A 25,963-nucleotide genomic window follows, 5' to 3' on the forward strand; every position below is an offset into this window, starting at 1 on the left:
CTCTATACCCGCCATGAACCCGATAGTGTTAACGTTCAATTGTTAGTTTCACTTTATCCTCGTTTTACCATAAAAATATTGGTATACTTAAAAGCATATTCAAATTGAAGTGAGGTTCAAATAATATGAAGGTTAAATGTGTAATATGCGATCAAATTGAATCGATCCCCGACGATAGCCCAGAAGCTAAGAAACTTCGCAACCGTCCTATACATACCTATATGTGCAATACATGCAGTCAACGCATAGAAGAGCGTACGAACGAACGGATTGCAACCGGAAACTTCCGTCTTTACCGGACAATCAAAAATGAAGATGAATGGTAGAATATTTTATAAAGTTTCCCTGATTGGCCTCATCAATGGAATCATGCTTGGATTGACAATGAAGTGGGTCGAAATGTTTTCTGGTAAACAAGTGTACAAGCTTTTATTGAATGTGGATTTCCTCCCTGTAATCGGAGCTGTTTCTTGGAATGAGGCATCGTTGTTCTTTTTCCATCTTCTTTTCTCACTGGCAATTACGTTTAGTTACGTTTATATCCTTTATCCTTTGAAAATTTTCAGGGAATGGAACAAATATACACTTGCCTTTTTCACGATTATTCCTGCCATCATGCTGTACTTTCCATTATCGGCGCTGTCTAAAACAGAAGTTGTCCTTCCTTCTGATTTGACAGCTTTCTTTTTGTGGTCACTATTACACCTTTTTTACGGACTTTTCCTCCCTAAAGCAATATAAAAAGAACCGTGCGGATATCGCACGGTTCTTTTTATCATCACTCGATATTTTTATACTTATCAGGCTCAAGCTGAATTTGGTCTAACATGATATCAATCAATTCAATCGGAAAACGTTGTTTTTTCATTTCATCTCCCATTAGATACTCGACGAAATAAAAAGGTTCTGTTTTTGAAACCGAATCGATGATTACCTGATGATCATCTTTCAACATCTGCATGAAAAACATTTCTGTATCGCGTGCAGCTGTATCATCAGGCCTTGCATCACAGACAACTTTGATTGTCAACCAATTGTATAAAGCATCCTGTAATGATTTCATCATCTTAAGCCTGTTCTTCTTTTCTCGAATTGTGAAGACGGAATCTATAAATCCCAAGAACAAGTGAAGCGATGATTAATGCTTCCCCCATGGGAAGAAACACCGCAAAGAAAGAAAGAAGGGTACATCCAAGTGCCATTACCGCATAAATGACCACATTTTTTAGCAAAGGTAACTTTTTGGCAAAACCTAACTGATAGACAAGGATGCATAATCCAAAGATCGTCAAATATAAATACCACATTCCTGCTTCAGGATTTTCATCCACTCTGTACAATGCTGCAAAAAATGATAATCGCTCTTGGATATCCAATCTTTTCTCCTCCTCTTGCTATTTATTTTTCTTCAACAGCAACTTTTTTTCTTTTAGCTGCTCTTTCACGCTCGTTTTTATCAAGAATTTTTTTACGAAGACGGATTGATTCCGGAGTTACTTCACAGTACTCATCATCGTTCAAATATTCCAGAGCTTCTTCAAGGGACATGATCCTTGGTTTTTTCATGGAAGAAGTTTGGTCTTTATTTGCTGAACGCATATTTGTCATTTGTTTTGCTTTAACGATATTAACAGTCAAATCGCTATCACGGTTATGTTCCCCGACAATCATGCCTTCATAAATATCCGTACCTGGCTCAACGAAAATAACACCGCGGTCTTCTACTTGCATAATACCATATTGTGTAGTTTTTCCTGATTCCATGGATACAAGTACACCTTGGCGTCTTCCGCCGACTTGACCTTGTGCCATTGGTTGGTAGCTGTCAAATGAATGGTTCATGATACCATATCCACGTGTAATCGTTAAGAACTCAGTTGAATAGCCAATAAGTCCGCGAGCTGGGATCGTGAACAATAAACGAACTTGACCGCTTCCACTATTGATCATATCCAGCAATTCACCTTTACGGGCTCCCATTGATTCCATGATTGAACCAGTGTGCTCCTCAGGTACGTCGATTTGTACACGTTCAACCGGCTCACAACGGACACCATCAATCAAACGAACGATAACTTCCGGTTTTGAAACTTGCAGTTCATAACCTTCACGTCTCATGTTTTCGATCAGGATGGAAAGGTGAAGCTCCCCACGACCTGAAACAATCCAGACATCCGGAGAATCAGTATTTTCGACTCTTAAGCTGACATCCGTCTGCAATTGGTTTTTCAAACGCTCTTCAATCTTACGAGCAGTAACGAATTTACCTTCACGGCCTGCGAATGGGCTGTTATTTACAAGGAAAGTCATTTGCAATGTTGGCTCGTCAATACGCAGGATAGGTAGAGCGTCAGGGTGTTCAGTCGGACAAACCGTTTCCCCTACGTTAATATCCTCCATACCAGAAACGGCTATTAAATCACCGGCAACGGCTTCTTGGATTTCAACTTTCTTCAAGCCAATATAACCAAAGATTTTCGTTACACGGAATTGTTTAACCTTTCCATCAAGTTTCATTAATGAAACTTGTTGACCTACATGCATTTTACCGCGGAATACACGACCAACACCAATACGTCCTACATAATCATTATAGTCAAGTAAAGCCACCTGGAATTGAAGCGGTTCATCTGAGTTATCAATTGGTGCAGGGATCGTTTCGACGATTGTTTCGAATAGAGGGGTCATGTCTTCTTCTTGTTTAGCAGGATCTGAATCCAAGCTTGCAGTACCAGCAATACCTGAAGTGAAGACAACTGGGAAGTCCAACTGTTCTTCTTCAGCTCCTAATTCGATGAATAAGTCAATTACTTCATCGACCACTTCATCTGGACGTGCAGAATCTTTATCGATTTTGTTCACGACAACGATTGGCGTGATCTTTTGTTCCAATGCTTTTTTCAACACGAAACGAGTTTGCGGCATACAACCTTCATATGCATCAACAACAAGCAGAACACCATCAACCATTTTCATGATCCGTTCCACTTCGCCACCAAAGTCGGCATGACCAGGTGTATCCAAAATATTGATTCTTGTATCTTGGTATTGAACTGCTGTATTTTTCGCAAGAATCGTAATTCCGCGTTCTTTTTCAATCGCATTAGAATCCATCGCACGTTCTTCCACATGTTCATTTTCACGGAAAGTACCAGATTGCTTAAGCAACTGATCCACTAACGTCGTTTTACCATGGTCAACGTGGGCAATGATGGCTATATTACGAATATTTTCTCTTAATTTCAAAAAATTCACTCCTAAAAAAGTTTGTGTATAACGTATCACTAGTATTAACTTACATATTATATCACAAACATACTAGAAACAAATACAGAAATTATGTACAATAGATATATTAGGGGTGATATTAATGAATATTAAATGGAATTTCTTAATATTAGCGTTATTGGCAACATCCAGCATTGGCTCCATTGGCATCTTCATTGCTGAAAAAAGCTTGATTGGAATATTGGCTGCAATCGTTGTTCTTTGCGGAGTTATGGGGTTCGGTTTCACTCAAAAGAAGAAATTGCGTGAAGCAGGGAAGTTATAATATAAAAAACTCGCTGACAGACAGCGAGTTTTTTTGTTAATTATTTCAAAGTGAGTATTTTATTCCATTTTTACCAAGACTTCGGTCATGCCATGGACATTTCGAAATTCCCTTTCGGCTTGCCACCGTCTTTAAGGTTCTAATGGCTGGAAGTACCTGATAAGTATTTATCGAATATTTCTTTGTGCAGCCCAGGTTTAGAAACGAAGAGTGAGTCACCCTCTAAAAAATCCAATTTGTCACCTTTGATATTACTAACTTCCCCGCCCACTTCCTCAACCAGTAAAACTCCTCCGGCAAAGTCCCAGGGCATGAGTCTCATGGTTATGTATGCATCAATCCTTCCAGCTGCCACGAATGCAAGCTCCAATGCTGCCGAGCCATAAGAACGGGTCCCTCTTGCATCCCGGACTAGCGGTGCCAGAAGACTCGGATCAATCCTACGGTTTTCCGTTACCCAGCTTGCATTAATGGAAACGATCGCTTTGCTTACCGATGCCTCTTCAAGAGATGGGAGCCTTTGATCATTCATGAAAGCTCCCTCCCCCTTAATCGCATGATATAATTCATCACTAACGACATCATAAATCATGCCAATTTTTCCGATGCCATCCACATAAACCCCAAGGGAAATTGCGAAATTCCGCTGTTGATGAATGAAATTCAAAGTTCCATCAATCGGATCAATGATCCATACCGTTCCTTTTAGGTCTTTAATATCATTGCCCATTCCCTCTTCCCCAAAAATCCGGTGTTCTGGAAAGACTTCGCCGATTTTTTCACAAAAAAACTTTTCTATCCCCTTATCCATATTAGTAACCAAATCATTGGGATTCGTTTTCATTTCAATATTCAACTTGGTTGTAAAGGACGCCCTTAGCCTCGTACCCGCCTCTTTCATCCATAACTTCGCATATGTATCCATTTCCTTAACCGATGCCATTATAATATCCCCGTCCTTTATGATCAGAAACTACATTAAAATGATCCTCTTCTAAAGATTAAAGCAAATATAGCTTACCTTCAAGTTTTTCACATCTTAATTTTTCCATTTTTTAAAACGTATCAGGAATGAAGGTTTGATTCATAATACGATTTCCCGATCATGGGTAAGCCGGCACGAATCCCTTCAAATTACCTTGACTTGAACGGTTCCTTTCCTTATTAAAGGAAATCCGACTCAACGATGCTTGATAATAAAATTCCGCCTAATATATATTGGGGAATTTAATGAAAAACGGACACATATTTTTTATTAAAATAAGTGTCCGTTCATCTATAATAAAATTCCTTGTATTGAAATTGATTCATTTCTTTTATTCAATCTCCTTAAAGATCTCTGCAGCCAATCATTTTTTACAAGGCTTTCAGTTTCAGCAATTCCAACCGGATGCGTTCAAGCCTTTGCTTGCATTGTGACCTCTTTTGGTCATTCTCTTCACCAATTGCTTCAAAAAGGGTTGCTAATTCATAGTCCATTTCCATTCTTAACACTGCAGCTCTATGTCTTTCAACTTCTTTAGCTTTTAATGCTTGGTTCATGACTTGTTTCATAATTAACATTCTCCCTTCATCAATTAACGTAATTTTCTGAATTTATTTTATTTTATCATATGACTTCCTACCACAAATAGCAACTAATTTGTGCTTTAACCCATAAGGAATTTTTTCAGGACCAATCCAAATCGTATTTTTTAAATTTTACTTTTACTTATGCTACAATATGTGCAGATATTACGGTAGGAGAGATGAAAATGAATATTGCAAGTTTTACAGCTGATGATTTTGATGTTTTTAAAATTGATGGATTGGAACCCCGAATGGATGCTTTAAAAGAACGTATCCAGCCCAAACTTCAAGCTCTTGGAGAACATTTTTCCCAACAACTGTCAGTGATGACGGGCGATGAAATGCACCCTCACGTCGAAAAGCATGCTAGACGGACAGTTAACCCACCTAATGATACATGGGTTGTCCGCAAAATCTAACTTCAATAGTTCGTCCTTGCTTGATTTTTATTTACCCCTACCTAAAATAATATAAACTTGAAGAAGGAGTTTTTATGTAATGCAATTTGAAGGATTCACAAAGAACGATTTTGACACATTTAATATAGAAGGTCTTGACGGAAGAATGAAGGCAATTCAAGAACGGATTCAACCGAAGTTCCAATCAATCGGGCAAACGTTGACGGACGACCTTTCCTTGAATCTTGGGAACGAAATGTTTTTGCATATTGCAAGACACGCCCGAAGAAGTGTGAACGCCCCGAAAGATACATGGCTTGCGATAGCGGCGAATAAACGTGGATACAAACAACACCCGCATTTTCAGATTGGATTATTTGACGATCATGTATTCATATGGCTTGCGTTCATATACGAATTGCCGAACAAAGAGCAAATCGCAAAGAATTTCTTGAAGAATATGAAGGAAATCAAAACGACCGTTCCGAATGATTTCGTTGTTTCGCTTGATCATATGAAGAAGGACGCAATATCAATGAAGGAAATTGACTTGAAAGAATCGCTTGAACGTTTTAGGGACGTCAAGAAGGCTGAATTCCTTCTTGGACGACACATTCCCGCAAACGACCCGATCTTGACGGACGGAAACGCATTCTTGAACGTTGCCAAAGAAACGTTTGAAACTCTTATTCCATTATATAAATTATCGTATAAATAAAAAAAGTGTTTCGCCCAAAGAATTGAATGAACGACTTGCCAAGATGACATGGGAGAAATTAGACGAAGAATTCGAAAAATTATACAACGAAAACAGCAAATAAAAAAAAGCCGCTTATGACCCATGAAAGATCAAAGTGGCTTTTTTACATTTCATTCAATTGTTTTATGAGTTCTTCAAGTTTCAATTCGGTAAGTCGTTCTTGAAGGTTATGACGTTTTTTCTCTTTCGGCCATCTGATCCGTATTCGGATTGAATTATCGTATGCACAATAAACTGGTTAGAAAAAAGGAGAGCCTTGAAGGCTCTCCTTTCCTTTATTTTCGCACCAATCCTTTGCTAGCTTGTATCAAGTCACTAATTTGATCTTCTTTACCAGTTTCAAAGCATTCGATGATTTTACTGCCGACAATGACTCCATCGCAGTATTGCATCGCATCACGAACATGTTCTGGCGTCGATATGCCGAACCCAGCAAGAACGGGAACGGGACTTAGCTCTTTCACCTTCTTTAAATAGCCCCCGAGCTCTTCCCCAAAAGCATCACGGGCACCTGTAATGCCTTTGACTGTAACTGCGTAGATAAAGCCCTCTGCCCCTGCGGTGATCTCAGTGATACGGTCTTTCGAAGACGTGAGTGTCACAAGTCGGATAAGCATGATCCCTGCAGTTTTGATAGATGAAAAGATGGCTTCTTCCTCAATCGGTAAATCGGGGATGATGCACCCGGAAATGCCTGCTTGAAGACAATCATCCGTAAACTCTTTAAGTCCATATGCCAGAATTGAATTCGAATATCCCATTAAAATAATTGGAATGTTAACATCATCTTGGATTTCCTTAACTTTTTTCAGGACATCTTTTAAAGTTGTTCCATTCTCCAAAGAACGGATGCCCGCCTGTTGGATAACCGGTCCATCAGCGACAGGGTCAGAGAATGGTATACCTAATTCAACAGCAGTTGCCCCACTTTCTTCAAGGAAAAGAAGCTGGGTCTTTAACCGTTCAAGACCGCCATCACCTGCCATAATATAAGGAATGAATGCTTTTTCCCGCTTTGTTAGACACTCTTCAAGCGCTTTTGTTAATTTATTCATGTTCATTACCCCCTATTAATGATTGGACCGTTTCTACATCCTTATCACCACGGCCAGACAGGCAAATCACCAGTCCTGTTCCTTTCTCCATTTCTTTAGCAAGTTTTAATCCGAAGGAAATGGCATGTGAACTTTCCAAAGCAGGGATGATCCCTTCTTCCCTTGAAAGCAACACAAGGGCTTTCAATGCTTCATCATCGGTAACGGAAGTATATTCCACCCTGTTGATATCTTTTAGGTAACTATGTTCAGGTCCTACCCCTGGATAATCCAACCCTGCTGAAATTGAATGTGCCTCCTGGATCTGACCGTCTTCGTTCTGCAATACATACATGAATGCACCGTGGAGCACCCCAGGGTTTCCCTTCGTCAAACTTGAAGCATGTAATGGTGTTTCCAGTCCATGACCTGCCGCTTCCACGCCATATAATTTTACGGATTCATCCTCAATGAAGGGATAGAACATCCCCATTGCATTACTGCCACCGCCTATGCATGCGACTACTGCATCCGGAAGGGAATGAACCGTCTCCGAATACTGACGCTTCGTTTCATTCCCTATCACGCTTTGAAAATCACGTACAATAACGGGGAATGGATGAGGTCCAAGAACAGATCCCATTATATAATGGGTGTCATCCACATTTGCTACCCAATATCGTAATGCCTCATTCACTGCATCCTTCAGTGTCCCGCTTCCCTGTGATACAGATATGACCTTGGCTCCCAAAAGTTCCATCCGGAACACATTCAATTTCTGTCTCCTGATATCTTCTTCTCCCATAAAGATGATGCATTCCAACTTCAGCAAAGCACATACAGTTGCCGTTGCAACCCCATGCTGTCCTGCACCCGTTTCGGCAATCACTTTTTTCTTGCCCATTTTCCGAGTCAGCAAAGCCTGACCGATCGTATTATTTATTTTGTGGGCTCCAGTATGATTCAAGTCCTCACGCTTCAGATAAATATCTGCACCACCTGCTAGTCTCGTTAAGTTCTCCGCAAAATAAAGAGGTGTTTCCCGCCCGATATATTGTTTCAGGTAATAGCTTAACTGCTTTTGAAATTCAGGATCTTTTTTAGATTGTTCATATACTTCTTCAAGCTCTGTAATAGCCGCCATTAAAGTTTCCGGAACGAAACGGCCTCCATATGCTCCAAAATGTCCAGTTTTATCAGGCTGTGTATAAGTATTCATCTATTCATTCCTCTTTTCCGGCTGTATATTTTGCCTCATTGATAAATGCTTTTATTTTTACATCATCTTTTAATCCGTTTGTTTCCACGCCACTGGCTACGTCAACTGCGAATGGTGAAACGGCACTAATCGCTTTTCCGACATTTTCCGGAGTCAACCCACCCGCTAGAATCACCTTCCCCCATGGCAAGTCCGCTTTTCGGATCATTTCCCAATCCAAAGTTAGTCCCTTACCGGAAGAACCCTTAGGAAGATCCACTAATAGATAATCTGCCGGGTATTCATGAAGGTTTTCAAGGTCTTTCTCTGACTCGATGGCAAAGGCCTTGATCACCGGCAGGGTCATTCTGCGGGCGAAGCTGGCAGACTCGTTACCATGAAGCTGAATATAATCCAATCCTGCAATTTCAGCACTTTTTATCACTTCTTGTTCAGTTTGATTGGCAAACACCCCGACTTTTTTAACATGTCCGGGTAGATTCGCCCCGAACTCACCTACTATATCCGGCTCGACTTTTCTGCTACTCTCGGCAAAAATGAAACCAATAAAGTCTGCCCCGGATTCAACAGCAGTCCGAGCAGCTGCCAATGTCTTTATCCCGCAGATTTTCACTAACATATTAATCTCCTTATATACTCATTTGCAATTCGGCCATCGTATAAGGAAGATTTGATGAAGTCATCAGTGTCTCCCCGACTAAAACCGCTTTTGCACCAGCTTCCTTCACACGCATAACGTCTTCTTTTGTCTTGATTCCACTTTCACTGATAATGATATGGCGTTTTGGATCAAGTAACTTCGCCAGTCGTTCCGTTACAGCCAAATCCACTTTGAAGGTCTTTAAATTCCGATTGTTAATCCCTATGAGCTCTGCATTTAGTTCGAGTGCTCGTTCCAGTTCGGCTTCATCATGGACTTCCGTTAATACTTCAAGCCCATTATTTTTTGCATATTGATATAATTCATGAAGACGTTCTTTAGAAAGTGCAGCCACAATTAATAGAATGATTGTTGCACCAGCTCGATAGGCACGATCGATTTGAATTTCATCGATGATGAAATCCTTGCACAACCTGGGAATCCGTATCGCCTCGCTTACGTTTCTCAAATCTGCAAAAGATCCTTTAAAGAAAATCTCATCCGTCAATACCGATATTGCTGCCGCTCCGCCGCTTTCATATGAAAGTGCCTGCTCGACTGGATTCACATTGATTTTAATGTCCCCTTTTGAAGGGGAAGCCCGTTTTATTTCCGCAATAACAGCCATTGATTTTGCCGTTTTCAAATTTTCTACAAGAGATGGTCTGACTATATTGATCAATACCGAATCATCTAAGTCCCTTTCTTTTAATTTTGCGACTTCCACCTTTTTCTGTTCGATGATTTTCGTTAAGATATTTTCCATTTACATGACCACCTTATTTCTATTGCCATAAGCAATGAGATTTTCTAACTTTGTAAGAGCCGATCCGCTATCCAGGCTTTCTTTGGCCATGGAGATTCCTTTTTTGATCGTAGCTGCCGTACCATGTGCGTATAATCCCAATCCAGCATTCAATAAAACGGTATCGCGATAGGCCCCTTTTTCCCCTTTGAGAAGGCGAAGCATAATATCGGCGTTTTGTTTGGCGTCACCGCCACGGATGGCATCATTTCCGTAAACCGGCAGATCCACTTCTTCAGGATGCAGCGTAAATTGGGTTATATCCCCTTGCTCCAATAGCACGAGTGAATTTTCACCCTGCAGGCTTGCTTCATCCATAAAACCGGCACCATTTATCACGACCGCGCGTGTCCTGCCCAATTTATGTAGGACTTCCGCAAATAACTCGAGCATATCGCGTCGATTAATTCCCAATAATTGCGTGTCGAGTTGAACTGGATTTGTCAAAGGTCCGATAAGATTAAATATTGTCGGGATTTTCAATTCTTTTCTTACTTTCATTATTCGTGCAATATTAGGGTGAACGGATGGGGCAAATAAGAATGTGATCCCATTTTCCTCCAGCAGTTCTTTTAACATGTCAGGCTCCAAGTACAAATTAACACCTAGCGCTTCCAATACATCCGCACTTCCCGTTTTACTTGAAATGCTACGGTTTCCATGTTTGGCAACCTTGACACCTGCCCCAGCCAGTACGAAGGCCGATGCGGTACTTATGTTGAAGCTTTGTGATCCATCTCCTCCCGTTCCGCAATTATCCATTACATTAAGGGAGCTTGTTTTTACACTTCTTGCTTCTTTTCTCATGACTCGGACGAGGCTTGCTATTTCACCTGCCGTTTCCCCTTTGGATTTTAGGGCTATGATGAAAGCTGCCATCTCGCTTTCGGTGATATCTTTAGAAAATAACGCTTGGGCTGCTCTACTCATCTCTTCTTCCGTCAATGTTTGACGCTCTGCTAACTTCGCTAAATACTCCTTCACCACTAAACTCCCCCAGTCGTTTTTTGTATTTATAAAATGGATTGTTCCTTCTCTGATTGAAAGGTTCCGGCAATCTTATAAAATTGATGTAATAGTTCCTTGCCGATTTTCGTCCCTATTGATTCAGGGTGGAACTGTAACCCGTATAGCGGGAAATCTTGATGTTTTAGGGCCATAATTTCCCCATCATCCAGTGCACTCGCCGTCACAGTCAGCTCATTTGGCAAACTCTCTCTTTCAACTACAAGAGAATGGTAACGCATTACCGGGAATCGTAAGTCCTGTTTCGCAAATACACCTGTTCCATCATGCTCGATAACCGATGTTTTCCCGTGCATGATTTGTTTTGCCCCAACCACGTTCGCACCAAAAACTGCACCAATGGCCTGATGCCCCAGACAAATGCCTAAAAGCGGAACCTTCTCATAAAAGCTACGAATGATCTCCATACTGATACCAGCATCTTCCGGTCGGCCAGGTCCCGGGGAAATGACGATTGCCATGGGATTCAATTCCTCAATTTCAGCAAGGGTGATTTCGTCATTCCTTTTTACAATGATTTCTTTTTCCACTTCCCCTAAATATTGATAAAGGTTGTAAGTGAACGAGTCATAGTTATCAATTAATAAAATCATTTTGTGTGAACCTCCATTAGTGCTCGTGCTTTATTTTGTGTTTCTTCATATTCCGTTTTTGGATCTGAATCATATACAATTCCTGCCCCTGCCTGTACATGGGCCTTGCCGTCTTTAATGATCATCGTCCGAATGGCTAATGCCATATCAAGATCCCCTCCATAACCAATGAATCCTATTGAGCCCGAATACATCCCGCGTTTACAATTTTCCAGTTCATTGATCAGCTCCATCGCCCTGATTTTAGGAGCACCTGAAACTGTTCCAGCAGGGAGGCAGACCGTCAGCGCATCCAAACTCGTGAATCCTTCCCTAAGCTTTCCGCTAATCTTAGAAGCAATATGCATGACATGCTGATATCTTTGAATTTCCATTTCCTCGGTCAGGTGGATCGAACCAATTTCGCAAACCCTTCCAAGGTCATTTCTTCCCAAATCAACAAGCATCTTATGCTCAGCAAGTTCCTTTTCATCCATCAGCAGACTTTCTTCCAATCCCTTATCTTCTTCGTCCGTTTTCCCTCTCGGCCTTGTACCGGCAATGGGATTAACGTGAACCATTCCTGATGAAACACTGATCAAGCTTTCTGGAGACGACCCTAGAATGGTATAGTCACCAAATTCTATATAAAACATATAAGGTGATGGGTTGGCTAAACGCAGACGACGATAGGCATCGAAAGGTTCACCATCGAAGTCCGCTTTAAATCTTTGTGATAAAACAACTTGGAACACTTCACCAGCCACAATCGCCGCTTTAACATCAAGAACCATTTTCTCAAATTCATCCTGACTGAAATTCGACTTGAATTCCAAATATTCCGACGATATTTCCTTTGACGGTTTGCTAGCCTGATTGATTTTTCCCTTCATCCCCAATAAACTTTTTTCACTATCTTCTTCCGCAGTCAAAAGATGGATTTTTTGTAAAACATGATCGAATATATACAGTTCTTTATAAAAGAGAAAATGAGCATCAGGCATTTGCAGAGAATCAGGCGGCACCGAGCCTATATTTTCATATAGCCGAATGATATCATAGCCCATATAGCCGATTGCACCTCCATTAAATGGCGGAAGATGTACGGGGGCCTCTCCTATCTCGACTAACAATTCATTTTTTAGAAACTCGATGATATTGATGTTCTTTACGATTTGGTCACCTGTTTCAGGGTCTTTCACATATACTTGGCCAGCGAGTGATGTCACCTCCAAGTATGGGTTTGAACCTAGATAAGAATAGCGCCCGTTGTCATGATGCGAATTGGAACTTTCCAATAAAAATTTCTGTTTCCCATCCAGCTTCTGAAATATGGCAATGGGTGTGTGAATATCCCCTTCAATTGTATCCATTTTGAAGCGGAGTATTTTTTTTTCATCCAAATTGTTCATCTCAATTTCCTCCCGATTCTTATACGATCATATAAACTGCCAAAGGGCAAACCCTTTTGACGAGTGCCGGAGTTTCCAGTTACTCTGAATATTTTTTGACTTTTCCTCTAAAAAGGTATTTATATTGAAAATCCCATAAAAAAATCCCCTGCAAACACAAATATGTGTCTGCAGAGGACGGTATACCGCGGTGCCACCTCAAGTTGGAAAAACGCATCATTTTTCCCTCTCAAGCAAGAAATGAAAGTTTCTTGCGAATACCCTTTAACGGTGGCAGCCGAGTTTCCCTACTTATTTCAAGAAACCACTCATAAGTCCATTCATCTTCTTATATCGTACCGGGTTCCACCTTTTCCGGCTCTCTGTGACGCATCTAAAAAGATTACTACTCTTATTCATAGATTTAATTATCATTTTCATAAAAACGCAAAAAGGGCCCACATCCAAAGGACGAGGAACCCGTGGTACCACCTTAATTAGCTAAATTAGCTCACTTTACGGCATTAACATGCCTATCTCCATTAACGATGAGATAATCGCCAAAGCCTACTCCGTCAATCCGTTTCGGTTTGGGGCTCGGAAGTCCATTCGCTTAAATTCGTTCACCAGTTTTCAGCAACCACTGGCTCTCTGCAGAACAGCATTAAGGTACTCTTCTTCGTCACTGCCTTTATCTTTTTCTTGATTATTATGTTAAAACAATCTTTTCAGTAAGTCAATGGAGTTTTCTAAAAATTATATTTTTAATTTTTAGTTTTTCATTTTTATCCATTCTCCGTCTTCGATTCCTTTTGCCTTCTTAATAACGAGATATGCTGAATAGGTGCTGGCTGACTCAAACTCATCCGTATACTTTTTTTCATCCGCCTTACCGGGGACTATTTCCTTGAATCTTCGATATGCTTTCATAAATTCTTCTTTTTGGATTTTATTTTCATAAGCCTTTTCTACCGCTTCAAAAAATTTAATAACATCTACTATTTCATCAGTAGTCCAATCAAGATCCATTGGATATTGATAATCCATACCCTAACACGCTCCTTCTAGATAGTATTTCATGTTGTCCGGGAGTCCATTTATCTTCAGTCTGCCCATTTTGAACGAATTGCTTCCGCTTGGCCGATAATCCGACTGAATAGTTCAGCAGTCGATGGTACATCATGAATCAGCCCCATCACTTGTCCAGCCCAGGCATATCCTTCACTTTCAACACCGTCGTGAATATAACGCTGGTTCGCTTTTCCACTTATGTAATCCTTCAATTGCTCATATCCGCCATTTTCTTTTTCTATTTCAAGGATCTTATCGGTCCAGTTGTTTGCAATTACCCTGGCTGGTGCACCAATGGACCTCTTAATGACAACGGTATCATTTTCTGTACCGGAAACCAAGGCATTTTTATAAAATTCATGCGCATGAACGCACTCCTTGACTGCTATGAATCGTGTTCCCATCTCGATTCCATCGGCGCCAAGTGCCAATGCTGCCATCAAACCGCGCCCATCGCCAAACCCCCCCGAGGCGATGACTGGAATTTTAACGGAATCCACAACTTGAGGAATTAACACAGAGGTTCCAATATCATCACGGCCTAAATGTCCGCCGCCCTCCTGCCCAACCACCATCACTGCATCTGCACCAAGCTGTTCAGCCTTCACAGCCTGCTTCCTTGCAGCAACAAGCACCAGTTTTTTCACCTGAGTACCTTTGACGTATTCAAGAAATGGCGAAGGGTTTCCGCCGGTTACGGAAACAACTGCGATATCCTCTTTCAATGCTGCTTCAAGCATGTGTTCATAAGGCCTTCCATGCTGCCCGATTGCAAAGTTCACACCGAAGGGTTTATCCGTCAATGATTTAGTTTTTCTAATTTCATCTATCAGTTGCTCTTGGTTTTCCAAGGACATGGCCGTTACCTGTCCAAGACCCCCTGCATTCGAAACTGCCGCAGCCAGTTCTGCATAAGCTAAATGAGCCAATCCCCCTTGTACGATTGGGTATTGTATCCCTAACAAATCGGTCACACGCGTATTCCACTTCAAACTCCTCATCTCCCTTTTCCTTTTAGTGATTTGTTTTATTTAGCTGCATTCTATATAACATAGCTTCATTATGGCAAATATTGCTTACCCGTTCAATTTTTAAACTCACGCATTCAATATTCATAAATGAAGAATTCTTGAGTCAATCCAGTTAATACTAGGCATATACACAATTATAATCGACTGATATTTTTATTGAGCCCCTAAACATCGAAGGCATTTAAAAATTGTTTATGTCAGACATTAAAGTCACGCTAGGCATTTATTATAAGACGTGCTATAATTCATTTGTTTTATGTCTATCCACAAGACCATTTGAATGGACTCGGAGAAACATACGATCGTTAATAGAAAGGGAGTATACCCTCCCCGATATTTCGTACCTATTATATTGAAAAGGGGCCACAAAGAATTGTCACAGAATGAAACACCCTTATACACTGCCTTATTGCAGCATGCAAAAAAAAATCCCGTTCAATTTCATATTCCAGGTCATAAAAAAGGAAAAGGAATGGACGCTGATTTCCGTAATTTCATTGGAGAAAATGCATTATCCATAGATTTAATCAATATTGCACCACTCGATGATCTCCATCAGCCTAAAGGTATCATTAAACAAGCTCAGGATCTTGCCGCTGAAGCTTTTGGTGCAGATCATACATTCTTTTCCGTTCAAGGAACAAGTGGAGCGATCATGACGATGGTCATGACAGTCTGCGGACCTGGGGACAAAATCATCGTTCCGAGGAATGTACATAAATCCGTAATGTCTGCCATTGTATTTTCCGGAGCTGTTCCCATTTTCATCAATCCTGAAATAGACAAAGACTTGGGCATCTCCCACGGAATCACCATCGATGCCGTTGAAAAAACTTTAAGGGAACATGGTGATGCAAAAGGTTTGCTTGTAATCAATCCCACCTATTTCGGTATTTCGGCTGATTTGCAAAAAATAGTCGAACTTGCTCATTCCCACAAAATCCCAGTTCTCGTAGATGAAGCACATGGTGTCCATATTCACTTCCATGAAGACTTGCCGATGTCAGCCATGCAAGCTGGAGCAGATATGGCTGCAACGAGTGTTCATAAATTGGGCGGTTCACTAACGGGAAGTTCCATATTAAATGTTAAGACTGGATTGGTTTCAGCAAATCGTGTACAAGCCATTTTGAGCATGCTCACAACGACCTCAACCTCCTATATACTTCTGGCTTCCCTGGATACGGCTAGAAGACAGCTGGCGACGGTAGGCAGGGAAATGATCGATGAGGCCATCAATCTTGCAGGATATATCCGTGAGGCCGTAAATGAGATTCCTTATCTATACTGTGTCGGCAGCGAAATTCTTGAGAGTAAAGCAGCCTTTAGTTATGATCCGACTAAGTTGATCATTTCCATTAAGGAATTGAATATTACCGGATACGACGTTGAGAAATGGCTTCGTGAAAAGCATAATATCGAAGTCGAACTATCTGACTTGTACAATATCCTTTGCCTGATAACACCGGGAGACTCAAAAATGGAAGCGGACCTGCTGATCGCTGCCCTAAGAGACTTATCGGATGAGTTTAAGGAAATGGCTGCTGAACATGAAAAAATTGAAGTCCTCCTTCCTGATACACCGCCACTTGCTTTATCACCAAGGGAGGCATTTTATGCAGAGACCGAAGTGGTTCCCATCGAGGAATCGGTCGGCAAAATCAGTGCTGAATTCATCATGGTTTACCCGCCGGGAATCCCGATCTTCATACCAGGCGAACTGATTACTGAAGATAATATCAATTACATCCGGAAAAACATCGAGGCAGGCCTACCTGTCCAAGGTCCAGAGGATCCAGAGATAAAATATTTGCGCATCATTAAAAACTGATTGAATTTCATCAAACCAGAGCAGATACCTGCTCTGGTTTTTTGCCCATTTTATTGATTCAACGTAATTGAGCAAAGTAATCTGGATGAAAATGAAAGAATTCCCCCCCGTTAACTTCGATAAAAAGGGTGCTCCAGGTTATAATCCTGAAACACCCTTCAATTCTATTAATCTAAAAGTCTTTTTCCATTTATTTTTCAGAGGCAGCTGTATCACAGCTTTGGCAGTTGTGATTGTGTGTATAAAGTACACTTACTTTTTCATCTTCAAAATGTTCAATCGTGCTATTGCAAGTTTGACATACGATAGTTCCCATTTTTACAACCCCTTCCTCTATATTGTATGCATCAATTACATAATGTAACCGCTTTATATGAATTATAATATAACACATTTATTATTTCAAGCTAAAAAGTATAACATATATACTTTTTTCCATTAAATTCAATATAGGTTCATTCCATTGATTTATTTCTTTCATTTTGAAACCGCCGATTGGAAGTAAACGGTTCCAATCATTGGAATTCTTATTATGAAAACGCGCATTTACAAAAAACGAACGGCTCTTGGAGCTCTTTTTTACAAATTCCACCACATTCCTTACTCAGCAAAACAAGGTGAAAAAGGAATTTTGCCTTTCAACTTACATATAGATTAGTATATAAAACAACCATAAAATGTTAATATATACTTACATTAGAAAGAACTAAGGGGGATCCAAATGACTGAAAATGCCTATATTAAACTTGTTCCTGAGTCCGTAAAAGCGACTGTAACCATTGAAGATGTGAAAGAATTGCTGAATTATTATCAAATGATCACAGCAAAAACAGGAAAGCAACTGGATTGGGAGTATGATAAGAAAGCATTTCCTTATGAAATGAAAGTACCTGAAAGAATGAAAGATAAGGCTATTTATCTCCAAGCCAAAGAGGATCGATACCACATGATATTGATAGGAGTTGACCAAGAAGTCGTTAAGGATGAAGATGGATTAGAGCGGATTCAATCCTATATCCAATTCACCCTCCCTGAAACAGCAACTTTCGGTGATAAGGGAAAAGCTAATGAATTGTGCAAGTTCCTAGCAAAGAAATTACGGGCACAGCTCCATCTATTCAATAATCGGGTGATGTATTACTATCCAAGGAAATAAAAAACCTGCTGTGACCAAGAATCAGCTCATGCAGGCGTTTCAATTAATTTTAGATCATGGAACTTATAACCTTTCTTTTGAAAACCTTTCACTATATCCTCTATCGCTTCACTCGTCCATTTCCGGTCATGCATCAGTAAGTTCGCACCATTTCCTAAATATGGGCTGTTCAACATGATATCAGTTAAAGCTTTTTTATCCTGATACTCTTTTTCCCAGTCATATCCATATGTCCAATTCATGACCAACATTTTTTCTTCCTCAGCAACTTTTTTTGAATGATCGGTATTCGATACAAAAGGCGCCCTGAAGTACTTAGGGCGTTCACCTATAATGCCCTCAACCAAATTGTTCAATTTAACGATTTCCCTCTCTTGTTCCTTTTCAGTCAATTCTTTTAAATTTACATGGGAATACGTATGATTACCGATAGGAAAACCCATATCATGAATTTCTTTTAGCATCGCTTTATTTTCATCTTTTTCAAGAAAGTGACCGTTCACGAAAAAAATCGCAGGTACTTCAAGTCGCTTAAGGGTTTTGGCAATTTCCAGCGAATATTTATCAGGTGCATCATCAAAGGTTAACAACACAACTTTCGGATTTGCATCCCCAATGGGTTTAAATGACCAATTATCTTTGTTCACCCGATATTCTGCCTTTACATTCCCTACGAGATTTATTTTTGATGTTTCTTTTTTCAGATCTTTTTCTGGCTGGCTTTCATCTTGAACTGTTGCTGACGTTTCCACACTTTCTTGATTCTCATTTTCGGTTTGATTGGGATTGTAATCGTGATCGTTACAAGCCATCAAGAAAAATGATATAGATGTAAATAATACTAATACTCTGTTAATCATGGTTCCCCCGTTGTTTCTTGTGTCGTTGCTGGCCATACGAAAAAAAATTCAATAAATGGGTACTAACGTTTCCAAAAGGATTTGTAAAATCCCATAACATAATAGGCTTATCACGGTAACAAGCATGGTTCGCTTATTGGACTTTAAAATCATTTTGCCAATGTAAATGGCTAAATAAGAGAAGACCAGAAACATGAATACTTTGAAAACAAATCGATCATTAACAGACAGCCATTCAACTAATGTATACCCACTCCAAACGATTAGTTGAAAGAGGATTACCAGATAATTTTTCAAGTGATCCACCCCATTTTAATATGAATACATCGGCCATAGTTTTTTATTGGCAAAAAATATCCTTTAGCAAACATCGCTCATCCTATTTTTTATCCTCTATTACCTTTTTAAAACCCTTTCAAGGAAAAAAGTTAGAAGACCTTTGTATAGCTTATGCCCTTTTTGTCCTTTTCATTTAACTAACGTAAAGAAAATAATGAATTAGGAGTAATCCTTCATTTTCATCTTCTTGCCAATACAAAAAAGCGTACTGCCTAATGCAGTACGCTTTTTTTAAAATCAATTACTTAATGATGTGAATAGGAGTTCCAAGGGCAACTTCAGCTGCTTCCATAGTGATTTCCCCTAAAGTTGGATGTGCATGGATTGTCATCGCGATATCTTCAGCAGTCATTCCCGCTTCGATAGCTAAACCAAGTTCTGCAATCATATCAGATGCGTTTGGTCCTGCAATTTGTGCTCCTATAACCAATCCGTCTTCTTTGCGAGTGATAAGCTTCACAAATCCGTCCGTATTATTTAATGAAAGAGCACGTCCATTTGCAGCGAATGGGAATTTAGAAGCAAGCGCTTCGATTCCAGCTTCCTTCGCTTCTTTTTCATTATAACCGACAGAAGCTAGTTCCGGTTCAGAGAATACAACAGCCGGAATGGCAAGATAGTCGATTTCAGATGAATGTCCTGCAATGGCTTCAGCTGCAATTTTACCTTCATAAGAAGCTTTATGAGCTAACTGAGGTCCAGAAACGATATCACCGATTGCGTAAATGTTTTTCACGCTTGTACGGCATTGTTTATCCGTTTCAATCAAACCACGGTCAGTCATTTTGATTCCAACTTGTTCTAAGCCGATTTCTGCAGTATTAGGACGACGTCCAACTGTTACTAAAACGTAATCGGCTTCAACTTTTTTCTCTTCGCCTTTTACTTCATAAGTAACGGTTACGCCTGTTTCAGTTTCTTCCACGCCTTTAGCATTTGCTTTGGTAACAATTTCAGCACCCTTGTTTTTAAGGTTACGTTTAACAAGTGCTGCCATTTGTTTTTCAAAGCCTGCAGAAAGAATTTCTTCCGTACCTTCAAGGATGGTCACTTTAGTGCCAAAACTTGCGAATGCTCCGCCAAGCTCGGTACCAATGTAACCTCCGCCGATTACCACGATCGAACTTGGAACTTCTTCCAAAGCAAGGGCACCAGTGGAATTAAGTACTCGTTTCGTATATTTAAATGACGGAATCTCGATTGGCGATGAACCAGTAGCGATGATTGCGTTTTTAAATGTATATGTTTGGGCTGAGTCATCATTCATAACACGGATGCTGTTTTCATCAACGAAATAAGCTTCCCCAGTTACAACCTCAACATTATTACCTTTTAACAGGCTGCTTACACCGCCTGTTAATTTTTTTACAACAGTACCTTTCCAAGCTTGTACTTTAGAAAAATCAACAGTAACTTTTTCTGCAAAGATACCCATGTCTTCTGAATGCTGAGCTTCATGGAAACGGTGTCCCGCCGAGATTAAAGCTTTCGATGGGATACAGCCTACATTCAAACAAACTCCGCCGATTGTTCCTTTTTCAACGACCGTTACTTTCTGTCCAAGCTGTGCTGCGCGAATTGCGGCAACATATCCCCCTGGGCCTGAACCGATCACTAAAGTATCTGTTTCGATTGGAAAATCTCCTACTACCATTGTTTACGCCTCCATTAACAATAATTCTGGGTCGTTCAATAACTTTTTGATATGATTCAATGCATGCTGAGCAGTTGCTCCATCAATCATGCGGTGATCAAAGCTCAGTGATAATGCCAGAACTGGAGCGGCGATAATTTCCCCGTCGCGTACAATTGCTTTTTCGGCAATGCGTCCAATCCCTAGAATGGCAACTTCTGGATGATTGATTACAGGTGTGAACCATTGACCGCCTGCGGAACCGATATTCGTAATGGAGCAAGAAGCACCTTTCATTTCGTTAGGAGCCAATTTACCGTCACGAGCTTTCGTCGCTAATTCATTAATTTCTTGTGAAATGGCAAAAGTTGATTTACGATCTGCATCTTTTACAACTGGAACAAGCAGTCCTTTGTCTGTGTCTGCCGCAATTCCGATATTGTAATAGTGTTTATGGATAATCTCACTAGCCTCATCATCAAATGATGTGTTAAGCATAGGGAATTCACGCAATGCACTTGTTAACGCTTTAACAACATAAGGTAGGAATGTAAGCTTGATTCCTTTTTCTGCAGCAATTTCCTTGAATTTCTTACGGTGAGCAACCAGTAGCGTCACATCGACTTCATCCATCAATGTTACATGTGGAGCAGTCTGTTTGGATTTAACCATTGCTTTGGCGATAGCTTTTCTCATACCGCTCATTTTCTCGCGAGTTTCAGGATATTGTCCTTCTGGAATCGAAACTTTTTGTTTTTCGGTTGTTTCCTTATCATTTTGTTGTGAAGCTTCACTTTGAGCTGCTGGTTGCTGTGGAGCCGTTTTGCCGTTTTTGAAAGCATCGATGTCTTCTTTCATGATGCGGCCGTTATCCCCAGAACCAGAAATCTCACGAATATTTACCCCTTGTTCGCGTGCATATTTCCTAACAGAAGGCATAGCGATAATACGTCGTGAAGGATCCGCCTCAACCTGTGGTTGTGATCCCGCGCCCGTTTCTGCACTATTTTCTTGAACCGGAGCAGCCTCTTTCTTGACTTCCTGTCCAGCTTCAGCAGTTGCTTGAACCTGGGCCTCCGTATCCTTTCCACCTTCTGCCTTCGCTTCTTCTCCATGATCCCCTTTAAACTGAAGATCTTCATATCCTGGAGCATCGAATGTTACAAGTACATCGCCAACAACGGCAACCGTTCCTTCTTGAACAAGGATTTCTTCAACGGTACCTTCCACTGGTGATGGGATTTCAACAACGGCCTTATCGTTTTGAACCTCACAAAGCACGTCATCTTCTTGTATCTTATCTCCTGGTTTTACAAACCATTTCACTATTTCACCTTCGTGTATACCTTCTCCGATATCAGGGAGTCTAAATTGGAATGCCACTGAGTTCAACCTCCTATATTAAATCATACTTAGTGCATTGAATAAAGTCCTTTATCTTGCATTACCGTTAATGCAAAATCACTTTCACTAGCAGGACGTTCATTCCCATTACTTAAGATTGTTAAAACTTCAAGACTTTATTTGCCGTTTCAATAATGTCTTTATAATTAGGGAGCCATACTGTTTCAGCTTGTGAAAACGGGAATACCGTATCAGCAGCAGCCACTCGCAGTACTGGAGCATCCAAGCTCAAAATGGCACGTTCGTTAATTTCAGCGACAACATTCGCTGCTATACCAGCTTGCTTTTGGGCTTCTTGAACAACGATAGCACGTCCAGTTTTTTCTACAGAAGCAATGATTGTATCAATATCCAATGGAGATACAGTCCGTAAGTCGACCACTTCGACGGAATGACCATCCTTAGCCAATTCTTCAGCTGCCTTGATGGATTCCTGTACCATCGCACCATACGTAATAATGGATAAATCCGTTCCTTCTCTCTTCACATCCGCTTTTCCTAATGGAATTGTATATTCCTCTTCAGGAACTTCCTGACGGAATGAGCGGTACAATTTCATGTGCTCAAGGAAAATGACTGGGTCATTATCACGAATCGCTGAAATCAATAAGCCTTTTGCATCGTAAGGAGTGGAAGGGATTACTACTTTTAACCCTGGTTGCTGAGCCATTAAACCTTCTAAGCTATCAGCATGCATTTCCGGAGTGTGCACTCCGCCTCCAAAAGGTGAGCGAATTGTAACCGGCGCACTGTAACGTCCTCCTGAACGGTAGCGCATACGAGCAAGCTGACCGCTTACGGAATCCATTACTTCATATATAAACCCGAAGAATTGAATTTCAGGAACAGGACGGAAACCTTGTAAAGAAAGACCAACCGCTAATCCACCGATTCCAGATTCAGCAAGTGGTGTATCGAATACACGATCTTCACCGAATTCTTTTTGAAGATTTTCCGTTGCACGGAAAACTCCCCCATTAAGACCAACATCTTCTCCAAAAACGAGTACATTCTCGTCATTTTTAAGTTCTGTACGTAATGCTTCTGTAATTGCTTGAATCATCGTCAATTGAGCCATGGCTTACTTCGACTCCTTCTCTTTATAAATTTCATATTGTTCTTTTAAGTTATAAGGCATTTCTTCATACATGTTCTCAATAAGGTCTGTAACCTTTTGCTTAGGTTCTGCATCAGCCTTTTTGATTGCTTCTTTAATATCGTCTTTTGCTTTTTCTATTGTTTCGTTCTCTAATTCTTCATTCCAAAGTTTTTTGTTTTCCAAGAACTTACGGAAACGAACCAATGGATCTTTTAGTTCCCACTCATTATCCATATCGGAAGTACGGTAACGTGTCGGGTCATCCCCAGCCATCGTATGTGGTCCATATCGGTAAGTTAATGTTTCGATCAATGTAGGACCTTCACCATTAATTGCACGTTCACGTGCTTCCTTAACAGCTGTATAAACGGCCAATGCATCCATACCATCAACCTGGATGCCAGGAATACCTGCAGCCACACCCTTTTGGGCTAAAGTTTTTGATGCTGATTGCAATTCAACAGGAGTCGAGATTGCAAAACGGTTATTTTGCACGATGAAGATAGCTGGCGCTTTAAATGCACCTGCAAAGTTAATACCCTCATAGAAGTCACCTTGAGATGTTCCACCGTCACCCGTATATGTGATGGCTACAGCTTTTTTTCCGCGTTTCTTCAATCCAAGAGCCACTCCGGCAGCTTGGATATATTGAGCGCCGATAATGATTTGAGGCGAAATGACATTGACGTCTTCAGGAATTTGATTTCCCTTGAAATGTCCACGGGAGAATAGGAATGCTTGCCAAAGCGGCAGGCCGTGCCAAACGATTTGCGGCACATCACGGTAACCAGGAAGAATGAAATCCTCTTTTTCCAAAGCATACTGTGAAGCGATTTGAGAAGCTTCTTGACCGGCAGTCGGTGCATAGAACCCTAATCTGCCTTGGCGGTTCAGTGATATAGAACGTTGATCCAAGATGCGGGTATAAACCATACGACGCATTAATTCCTGCAGTTGTTCATCACTTAAATCAGGCATTGCCGCTGCGTTAACGACTTCTCCCTCTTCATTTAAAATTTGAAAAGTTTCAAATTGATCTTCCACTTTCTTAAGCTGATCTTGAACATTAATTTTAGCTTGTTTAGTTTTTTGAGCCATTTTGGCACCTCATCCTTTCATTAAAAAGGTTTGCTATTATTATTCTATAAAGCAAAAATAGTTTGCTTTTTAGTTTCTTCAACAATACATTCTTTTATTTTTCCCTTAAGACCAATCCCTCAAACGTGGATATACTTAATATGTCTCAATCTTATTCTGTACCATAAAAAAAATCAAGGAAAATGATACAAGAACTTTTATAGATTAAGTTTACAAGATGAATTAACATCAAGTCAATCACTTGGAGTTCCTTATTTTTTTGATTTAATAGAATTTCCAACACTAAAACTTCTTCTCTGTATTAGTTTTGGTTTTACGACTGTACTATTAAATTTCCCGTATTTATCATTTTAGGGATGACGACGAATAATATTTCAAATCCCCCGTCGATCCCATCGATTCCAAAACCGCATTAACTAGAGGCATTTGAGCCTTTAAGATAATATTACAAAAAAATATTCAAACGCTTTCATATCAGTCAGCTGTTTGATTTTCTATTAACGTTTTTTTTTAGTACAGGTACTGAAAATTTTACATTCACTTGTTTCGACAAAAAAACTATTCTAAAATTTTTTAGTCTATAAATGAACTGGATGCACAAAAAATGAGCTGTGATTGAGGATCACAGCCCATCATTATTATATTATTTTGTAGAATCAGCCATTTCTATGCCGGAACTATCATAAAAACTTTCTTTTTTTTGATTGGATTTTTCCGTTAATGCATTAAATTGTTCATTCGCCTTCAAAACTTTTCCATAAGAGGTATTGATTTTCTTGATTTGCCCTTGTAATTCATCCATTTTCAAATCCTCTTTTTTAAACAGTTCATATAATTCGCGGTCATAAGCCAGACTTTGTTGATAGGCATCATACAAATTGTCGTAGGTGCTATAACGCTCACTCATGATCTTTTTCAATTCAGTTGCTTCTTTTTTAACTTTTTCATCCTCTATTTTCCCGATTTGTTCACCTATCTTATTGAATTGTTCTTTTGAGGATTGCATACTGCTTTGTTCCTTTTCTATTATTTCCTCCCGTTGGTCGATATTCTTGGTTGCTTCATCTGAAATCTCGACGATTTGTTCATACTCATCCAATCCAAGTTCAATGATTTTCTCATACTTTTCTTTTTCCTTTTTCTCCAAATCATTAAGCGGCTCTTGATGCTCGGTGAAATTACTTTCCTTTTCAGCAGTTTTCTCCAGGATCTTGTGGATCTTTTCTTCTGGTGAACCGTTAAAACAACCGGTCAAGATCACTAATGAAAGAAGTAAAATAACATATGGACCAAAACTCTTCAACATAGACAGCTCCTTCTGATAGTTCTTGAAGTTTCATATTTCTTTAAATTTCTGTTTATGCACGGACACTTGCACTAATCTTATTCCGAACATGAATTTATCATTACTGGGCGTTAGCCTACACCCTTTAAACCATACTGCATAGGCTGTAGGGACCGTTTCAAATCAGAG

The 25,963-nt window shown here is 40.1% G+C and carries 28 protein-coding genes, 1 pseudogene and 2 other annotated features; of the genes and pseudogenes, 7 read left to right on the plus strand and 22 right to left on the minus strand.

Annotation, left to right across the window (positions count from 1 at the left end; genetic code table 11):
• Positions 1-125 precede the first annotated feature (125 nt).
• Both QUF86_RS24795 and QUF86_RS24800 read left to right on the plus strand, forming a co-directional pair.
• A complete protein-coding gene (locus tag QUF86_RS24795) occupies positions 126-326 on the plus strand; it encodes a YlaI family protein (RefSeq protein ID WP_081112824.1) in 201 nt (66 codons plus the stop codon).
• On the plus strand, positions 310-741 hold the full coding sequence (locus QUF86_RS24800) for a hypothetical protein (protein WP_289317267.1): 432 nt from the start codon (positions 310-312) through the stop codon (positions 739-741). The genes QUF86_RS24795 and QUF86_RS24800 overlap by 17 nt, the downstream gene beginning before the upstream one ends.
• A 37-nt stretch (positions 742-778) precedes the next feature.
• Here the strand turns inward: QUF86_RS24800 and QUF86_RS24805 are convergent, their stop codons facing one another.
• From QUF86_RS24805 to typA, 3 genes are read right to left on the minus strand one after another with little or no spacing between them, the layout of a single operon-like run.
• The gene (locus QUF86_RS24805) at positions 779-1,063 is read right to left on the minus strand and encodes a hypothetical protein (protein WP_289317268.1); all 285 of its coding nucleotides are present in this window, start codon (positions 1,061-1,063) and stop codon (positions 779-781) included.
• Positions 1,064-1,067: 4 nt separating this feature from the next.
• Positions 1,068-1,376 carry a YlaH-like family protein gene (locus tag QUF86_RS24810; RefSeq protein ID WP_289317269.1) on the minus strand — a complete coding sequence of 103 codons (309 nt, stop codon included), beginning with the start codon at positions 1,374-1,376 and terminating at the stop codon, positions 1,068-1,070.
• Between the two features lie 22 nt (positions 1,377-1,398).
• Positions 1,399-3,246 (minus strand): translational GTPase TypA, encoded by a 1,848-nt coding sequence (gene typA / locus QUF86_RS24815; RefSeq protein WP_289317270.1) that lies wholly within the window; start codon positions 3,244-3,246, stop codon positions 1,399-1,401.
• A gap of 124 nt (positions 3,247-3,370) precedes the next feature.
• On the opposite strand from typA, the gene QUF86_RS24820 reads away from it, so the two are divergent.
• Positions 3,371-3,553 carry a YlaF family protein gene (locus QUF86_RS24820; protein ID WP_289317271.1) on the plus strand — a complete coding sequence of 61 codons (183 nt, stop codon included), beginning with the start codon at positions 3,371-3,373 and terminating at the stop codon, positions 3,551-3,553.
• 139 nt (positions 3,554-3,692) lie between these two features.
• Here the strand turns inward: QUF86_RS24820 and QUF86_RS24825 are convergent, their stop codons facing one another.
• Positions 3,693-4,496, minus strand: coding sequence for an inositol monophosphatase family protein (locus QUF86_RS24825; RefSeq protein WP_289335984.1), 804 nt, complete (start codon positions 4,494-4,496; stop codon positions 3,693-3,695).
• 413 nt (positions 4,497-4,909) lie between these two features.
• Entirely contained in the window at positions 4,910-5,107 is a 198-nt protein-coding gene (locus tag QUF86_RS24830) for a hypothetical protein (protein WP_034314018.1), read from the minus strand.
• Between the two features lie 200 nt (positions 5,108-5,307).
• Between QUF86_RS24830 and QUF86_RS24835 the strand changes: the two are divergent.
• Positions 5,308-5,526 (plus strand): annotated as a pseudogene (locus QUF86_RS24835) (DUF1054 family protein); the annotation flags it as partial.
• A gap of 94 nt (positions 5,527-5,620) precedes the next feature.
• On the plus strand, positions 5,621-6,238 hold the full coding sequence (locus QUF86_RS24840; RefSeq protein ID WP_289317273.1) for a YktB family protein: 618 nt from the start codon (positions 5,621-5,623) through the stop codon (positions 6,236-6,238).
• Positions 6,239-6,555: 317 nt separating this feature from the next.
• On the opposite strand, the gene trpA is transcribed toward QUF86_RS24840, so the two are convergent.
• The 9 genes from trpA to QUF86_RS24885 all read right to left on the minus strand — a co-directional run bounded on the left by trpA (position 6,556) and on the right by QUF86_RS24885 (position 15,030).
• Positions 6,556-7,335: a tryptophan synthase subunit alpha gene (gene trpA / locus QUF86_RS24845; protein WP_289317274.1), complete on the minus strand. Its 780-nt coding sequence runs from the start codon at positions 7,333-7,335 to the stop codon at positions 6,556-6,558.
• Positions 7,328-8,533 (minus strand): tryptophan synthase subunit beta, encoded by a 1,206-nt coding sequence (gene trpB, locus QUF86_RS24850; RefSeq protein ID WP_289335985.1) that lies wholly within the window; start codon positions 8,531-8,533, stop codon positions 7,328-7,330. Before trpB ends, trpA begins: the two co-directional genes overlap by 8 nt.
• A gap of 4 nt (positions 8,534-8,537) precedes the next feature.
• Positions 8,538-9,152 (minus strand): phosphoribosylanthranilate isomerase, encoded by a 615-nt coding sequence (locus QUF86_RS24855; RefSeq protein ID WP_289335986.1) that lies wholly within the window; start codon positions 9,150-9,152, stop codon positions 8,538-8,540.
• A 10-nt stretch (positions 9,153-9,162) separates the two neighbouring features.
• A complete protein-coding gene (gene trpC, locus QUF86_RS24860; RefSeq protein ID WP_289317277.1) occupies positions 9,163-9,939 on the minus strand; it encodes an indole-3-glycerol phosphate synthase TrpC in 777 nt (258 codons plus the stop codon).
• Entirely contained in the window at positions 9,940-10,962 is a 1,023-nt protein-coding gene (trpD, locus tag QUF86_RS24865; RefSeq protein ID WP_289335987.1) for an anthranilate phosphoribosyltransferase, read from the minus strand.
• 29 nt (positions 10,963-10,991) lie between these two features.
• Positions 10,992-11,597 (minus strand): anthranilate synthase component II, encoded by a 606-nt coding sequence (locus tag QUF86_RS24870; protein ID WP_289335988.1) that lies wholly within the window; start codon positions 11,595-11,597, stop codon positions 10,992-10,994.
• A complete protein-coding gene (gene trpE, locus QUF86_RS24875) occupies positions 11,594-12,988 on the minus strand; it encodes an anthranilate synthase component I (RefSeq protein WP_289335989.1) in 1,395 nt (464 codons plus the stop codon). The genes QUF86_RS24870 and trpE overlap by 4 nt, the downstream gene beginning before the upstream one ends.
• A 170-nt stretch (positions 12,989-13,158) precedes the next feature.
• Positions 13,159-13,396, minus strand: a binding site (T-box leader).
• A 35-nt stretch (positions 13,397-13,431) separates the two neighbouring features.
• Positions 13,432-13,662, minus strand: a binding site (T-box leader).
• Between the two features lie 76 nt (positions 13,663-13,738).
• Entirely contained in the window at positions 13,739-14,014 is a 276-nt protein-coding gene (locus QUF86_RS24880) for a UPF0223 family protein (RefSeq protein WP_289324287.1), read from the minus strand.
• Between the two features lie 56 nt (positions 14,015-14,070).
• On the minus strand, positions 14,071-15,030 hold the full coding sequence (locus QUF86_RS24885; protein WP_289317282.1) for an NAD(P)H-dependent flavin oxidoreductase: 960 nt from the start codon (positions 15,028-15,030) through the stop codon (positions 14,071-14,073).
• Positions 15,031-15,442: 412 nt separating this feature from the next.
• Here QUF86_RS24885 and QUF86_RS24890 point away from each other — a divergent pair, with 412 nt between their 5' ends.
• A complete protein-coding gene (locus QUF86_RS24890) occupies positions 15,443-16,900 on the plus strand; it encodes an aminotransferase class I/II-fold pyridoxal phosphate-dependent enzyme (protein ID WP_289317283.1) in 1,458 nt (485 codons plus the stop codon).
• A gap of 190 nt (positions 16,901-17,090) precedes the next feature.
• Here the strand turns inward: QUF86_RS24890 and QUF86_RS24895 are convergent, their stop codons facing one another.
• Positions 17,091-17,216, minus strand: coding sequence for a GapA-binding peptide SR1P (locus QUF86_RS24895; protein ID WP_072272684.1), 126 nt, complete (start codon positions 17,214-17,216; stop codon positions 17,091-17,093).
• Between the two features lie 405 nt (positions 17,217-17,621).
• Between QUF86_RS24895 and QUF86_RS24900 the strand changes: the two genes are divergently transcribed.
• Positions 17,622-18,056 carry a DUF1885 family protein gene (locus QUF86_RS24900; protein ID WP_289317284.1) on the plus strand — a complete coding sequence of 145 codons (435 nt, stop codon included), beginning with the start codon at positions 17,622-17,624 and terminating at the stop codon, positions 18,054-18,056.
• A gap of 26 nt (positions 18,057-18,082) precedes the next feature.
• Here QUF86_RS24900 and QUF86_RS24905 read toward each other — a convergent pair whose 3' ends face one another.
• The 7 genes from QUF86_RS24905 to QUF86_RS24935 form a co-directional block, all read right to left on the minus strand.
• Positions 18,083-18,916, minus strand: coding sequence for a polysaccharide deacetylase family protein (locus QUF86_RS24905; protein WP_289335990.1), 834 nt, complete (start codon positions 18,914-18,916; stop codon positions 18,083-18,085).
• A gap of 48 nt (positions 18,917-18,964) precedes the next feature.
• Entirely contained in the window at positions 18,965-19,222 is a 258-nt protein-coding gene (locus tag QUF86_RS24910) for a hypothetical protein (protein WP_353957684.1), read from the minus strand.
• Between the two features lie 274 nt (positions 19,223-19,496).
• A complete protein-coding gene (lpdA, locus tag QUF86_RS24915) occupies positions 19,497-20,909 on the minus strand; it encodes a dihydrolipoyl dehydrogenase (protein ID WP_289317286.1) in 1,413 nt (470 codons plus the stop codon).
• Between the two features lie 3 nt (positions 20,910-20,912).
• Complete coding sequence (locus tag QUF86_RS24920; protein WP_289317287.1) at positions 20,913-22,271, minus strand: dihydrolipoamide acetyltransferase family protein; 1,359 nt, start codon at positions 22,269-22,271, stop codon at positions 20,913-20,915.
• Between the two features lie 121 nt (positions 22,272-22,392).
• Positions 22,393-23,370, minus strand: coding sequence for an alpha-ketoacid dehydrogenase subunit beta (locus QUF86_RS24925; protein ID WP_289335991.1), 978 nt, complete (start codon positions 23,368-23,370; stop codon positions 22,393-22,395).
• 3 nt (positions 23,371-23,373) lie between these two features.
• Entirely contained in the window at positions 23,374-24,489 is a 1,116-nt protein-coding gene (pdhA, locus tag QUF86_RS24930) for a pyruvate dehydrogenase (acetyl-transferring) E1 component subunit alpha (RefSeq protein WP_289335992.1), read from the minus strand.
• A gap of 643 nt (positions 24,490-25,132) precedes the next feature.
• The gene (locus QUF86_RS24935; RefSeq protein WP_289335993.1) at positions 25,133-25,792 is read right to left on the minus strand and encodes a YkyA family protein; all 660 of its coding nucleotides are present in this window, start codon (positions 25,790-25,792) and stop codon (positions 25,133-25,135) included.
• Positions 25,793-25,963: the final 171 nt, after the last annotated feature.

This window comes from Peribacillus sp. NJ11, assembly GCF_030348405.1.
GTDB lineage: Bacteria > Bacillota > Bacilli > Bacillales > DSM-1321 > Peribacillus.

What these genes read in the sequence shown, in the direction of transcription:
- QUF86_RS24795 (WP_081112824.1), top strand. Translation starts at nt 126, where the DNA reads ATGAAGGTTAAATGTGTAATATGCGATCAAATTGAATCGATCCCCGAC.
- QUF86_RS24800 (WP_289317267.1), top strand. Translation starts at nt 310, where the DNA reads ATGAAGATGAATGGTAGAATATTTTATAAAGTTTCCCTGATTGGCCTC.
- QUF86_RS24805 (WP_289317268.1), bottom strand. Translation starts at nt 1,063, where the DNA reads ATGAAATCATTACAGGATGCTTTATACAATTGGTTGACAATCAAAGTT.
- QUF86_RS24820 (WP_289317271.1), top strand. Translation starts at nt 3,371, where the DNA reads ATGAATATTAAATGGAATTTCTTAATATTAGCGTTATTGGCAACATCC.
- QUF86_RS24825 (WP_289335984.1), bottom strand. Translation starts at nt 4,496, where the DNA reads ATGGCATCGGTTAAGGAAATGGATACATATGCGAAGTTATGGATGAAA.
- QUF86_RS24830 (WP_034314018.1), bottom strand. Translation starts at nt 5,107, where the DNA reads ATGAAACAAGTCATGAACCAAGCATTAAAAGCTAAAGAAGTTGAAAGA.
- QUF86_RS24840 (WP_289317273.1), top strand. Translation starts at nt 5,621, where the DNA reads ATGCAATTTGAAGGATTCACAAAGAACGATTTTGACACATTTAATATA.
- trpA (WP_289317274.1), bottom strand. Translation starts at nt 7,335, where the DNA reads ATGAATAAATTAACAAAAGCGCTTGAAGAGTGTCTAACAAAGCGGGAA.
- trpB (WP_289335985.1), bottom strand. Translation starts at nt 8,533, where the DNA reads ATGAATACTTATACACAGCCTGATAAAACTGGACATTTTGGAGCATAT.
- QUF86_RS24855 (WP_289335986.1), bottom strand. Translation starts at nt 9,152, where the DNA reads ATGTTAGTGAAAATCTGCGGGATAAAGACATTGGCAGCTGCTCGGACT.
- trpC (WP_289317277.1), bottom strand. Translation starts at nt 9,939, where the DNA reads ATGGAAAATATCTTAACGAAAATCATCGAACAGAAAAAGGTGGAAGTC.
- QUF86_RS24870 (WP_289335988.1), bottom strand. Translation starts at nt 11,597, where the DNA reads ATGATTTTATTAATTGATAACTATGACTCGTTCACTTACAACCTTTAT.
- trpE (WP_289335989.1), bottom strand. Translation starts at nt 12,988, where the DNA reads ATGAACAATTTGGATGAAAAAAAAATACTCCGCTTCAAAATGGATACA.
- QUF86_RS24880 (WP_289324287.1), bottom strand. Translation starts at nt 14,014, where the DNA reads ATGGATTATCAATATCCAATGGATCTTGATTGGACTACTGATGAAATA.
- QUF86_RS24895 (WP_072272684.1), bottom strand. Translation starts at nt 17,216, where the DNA reads ATGGGAACTATCGTATGTCAAACTTGCAATAGCACGATTGAACATTTT.
- QUF86_RS24900 (WP_289317284.1), top strand. Translation starts at nt 17,622, where the DNA reads ATGACTGAAAATGCCTATATTAAACTTGTTCCTGAGTCCGTAAAAGCG.
- QUF86_RS24905 (WP_289335990.1), bottom strand. Translation starts at nt 18,916, where the DNA reads ATGATTAACAGAGTATTAGTATTATTTACATCTATATCATTTTTCTTG.
- lpdA (WP_289317286.1), bottom strand. Translation starts at nt 20,909, where the DNA reads ATGGTAGTAGGAGATTTTCCAATCGAAACAGATACTTTAGTGATCGGT.
- QUF86_RS24925 (WP_289335991.1), bottom strand. Translation starts at nt 23,370, where the DNA reads ATGGCTCAATTGACGATGATTCAAGCAATTACAGAAGCATTACGTACA.
- pdhA (WP_289335992.1), bottom strand. Translation starts at nt 24,489, where the DNA reads ATGGCTCAAAAAACTAAACAAGCTAAAATTAATGTTCAAGATCAGCTT.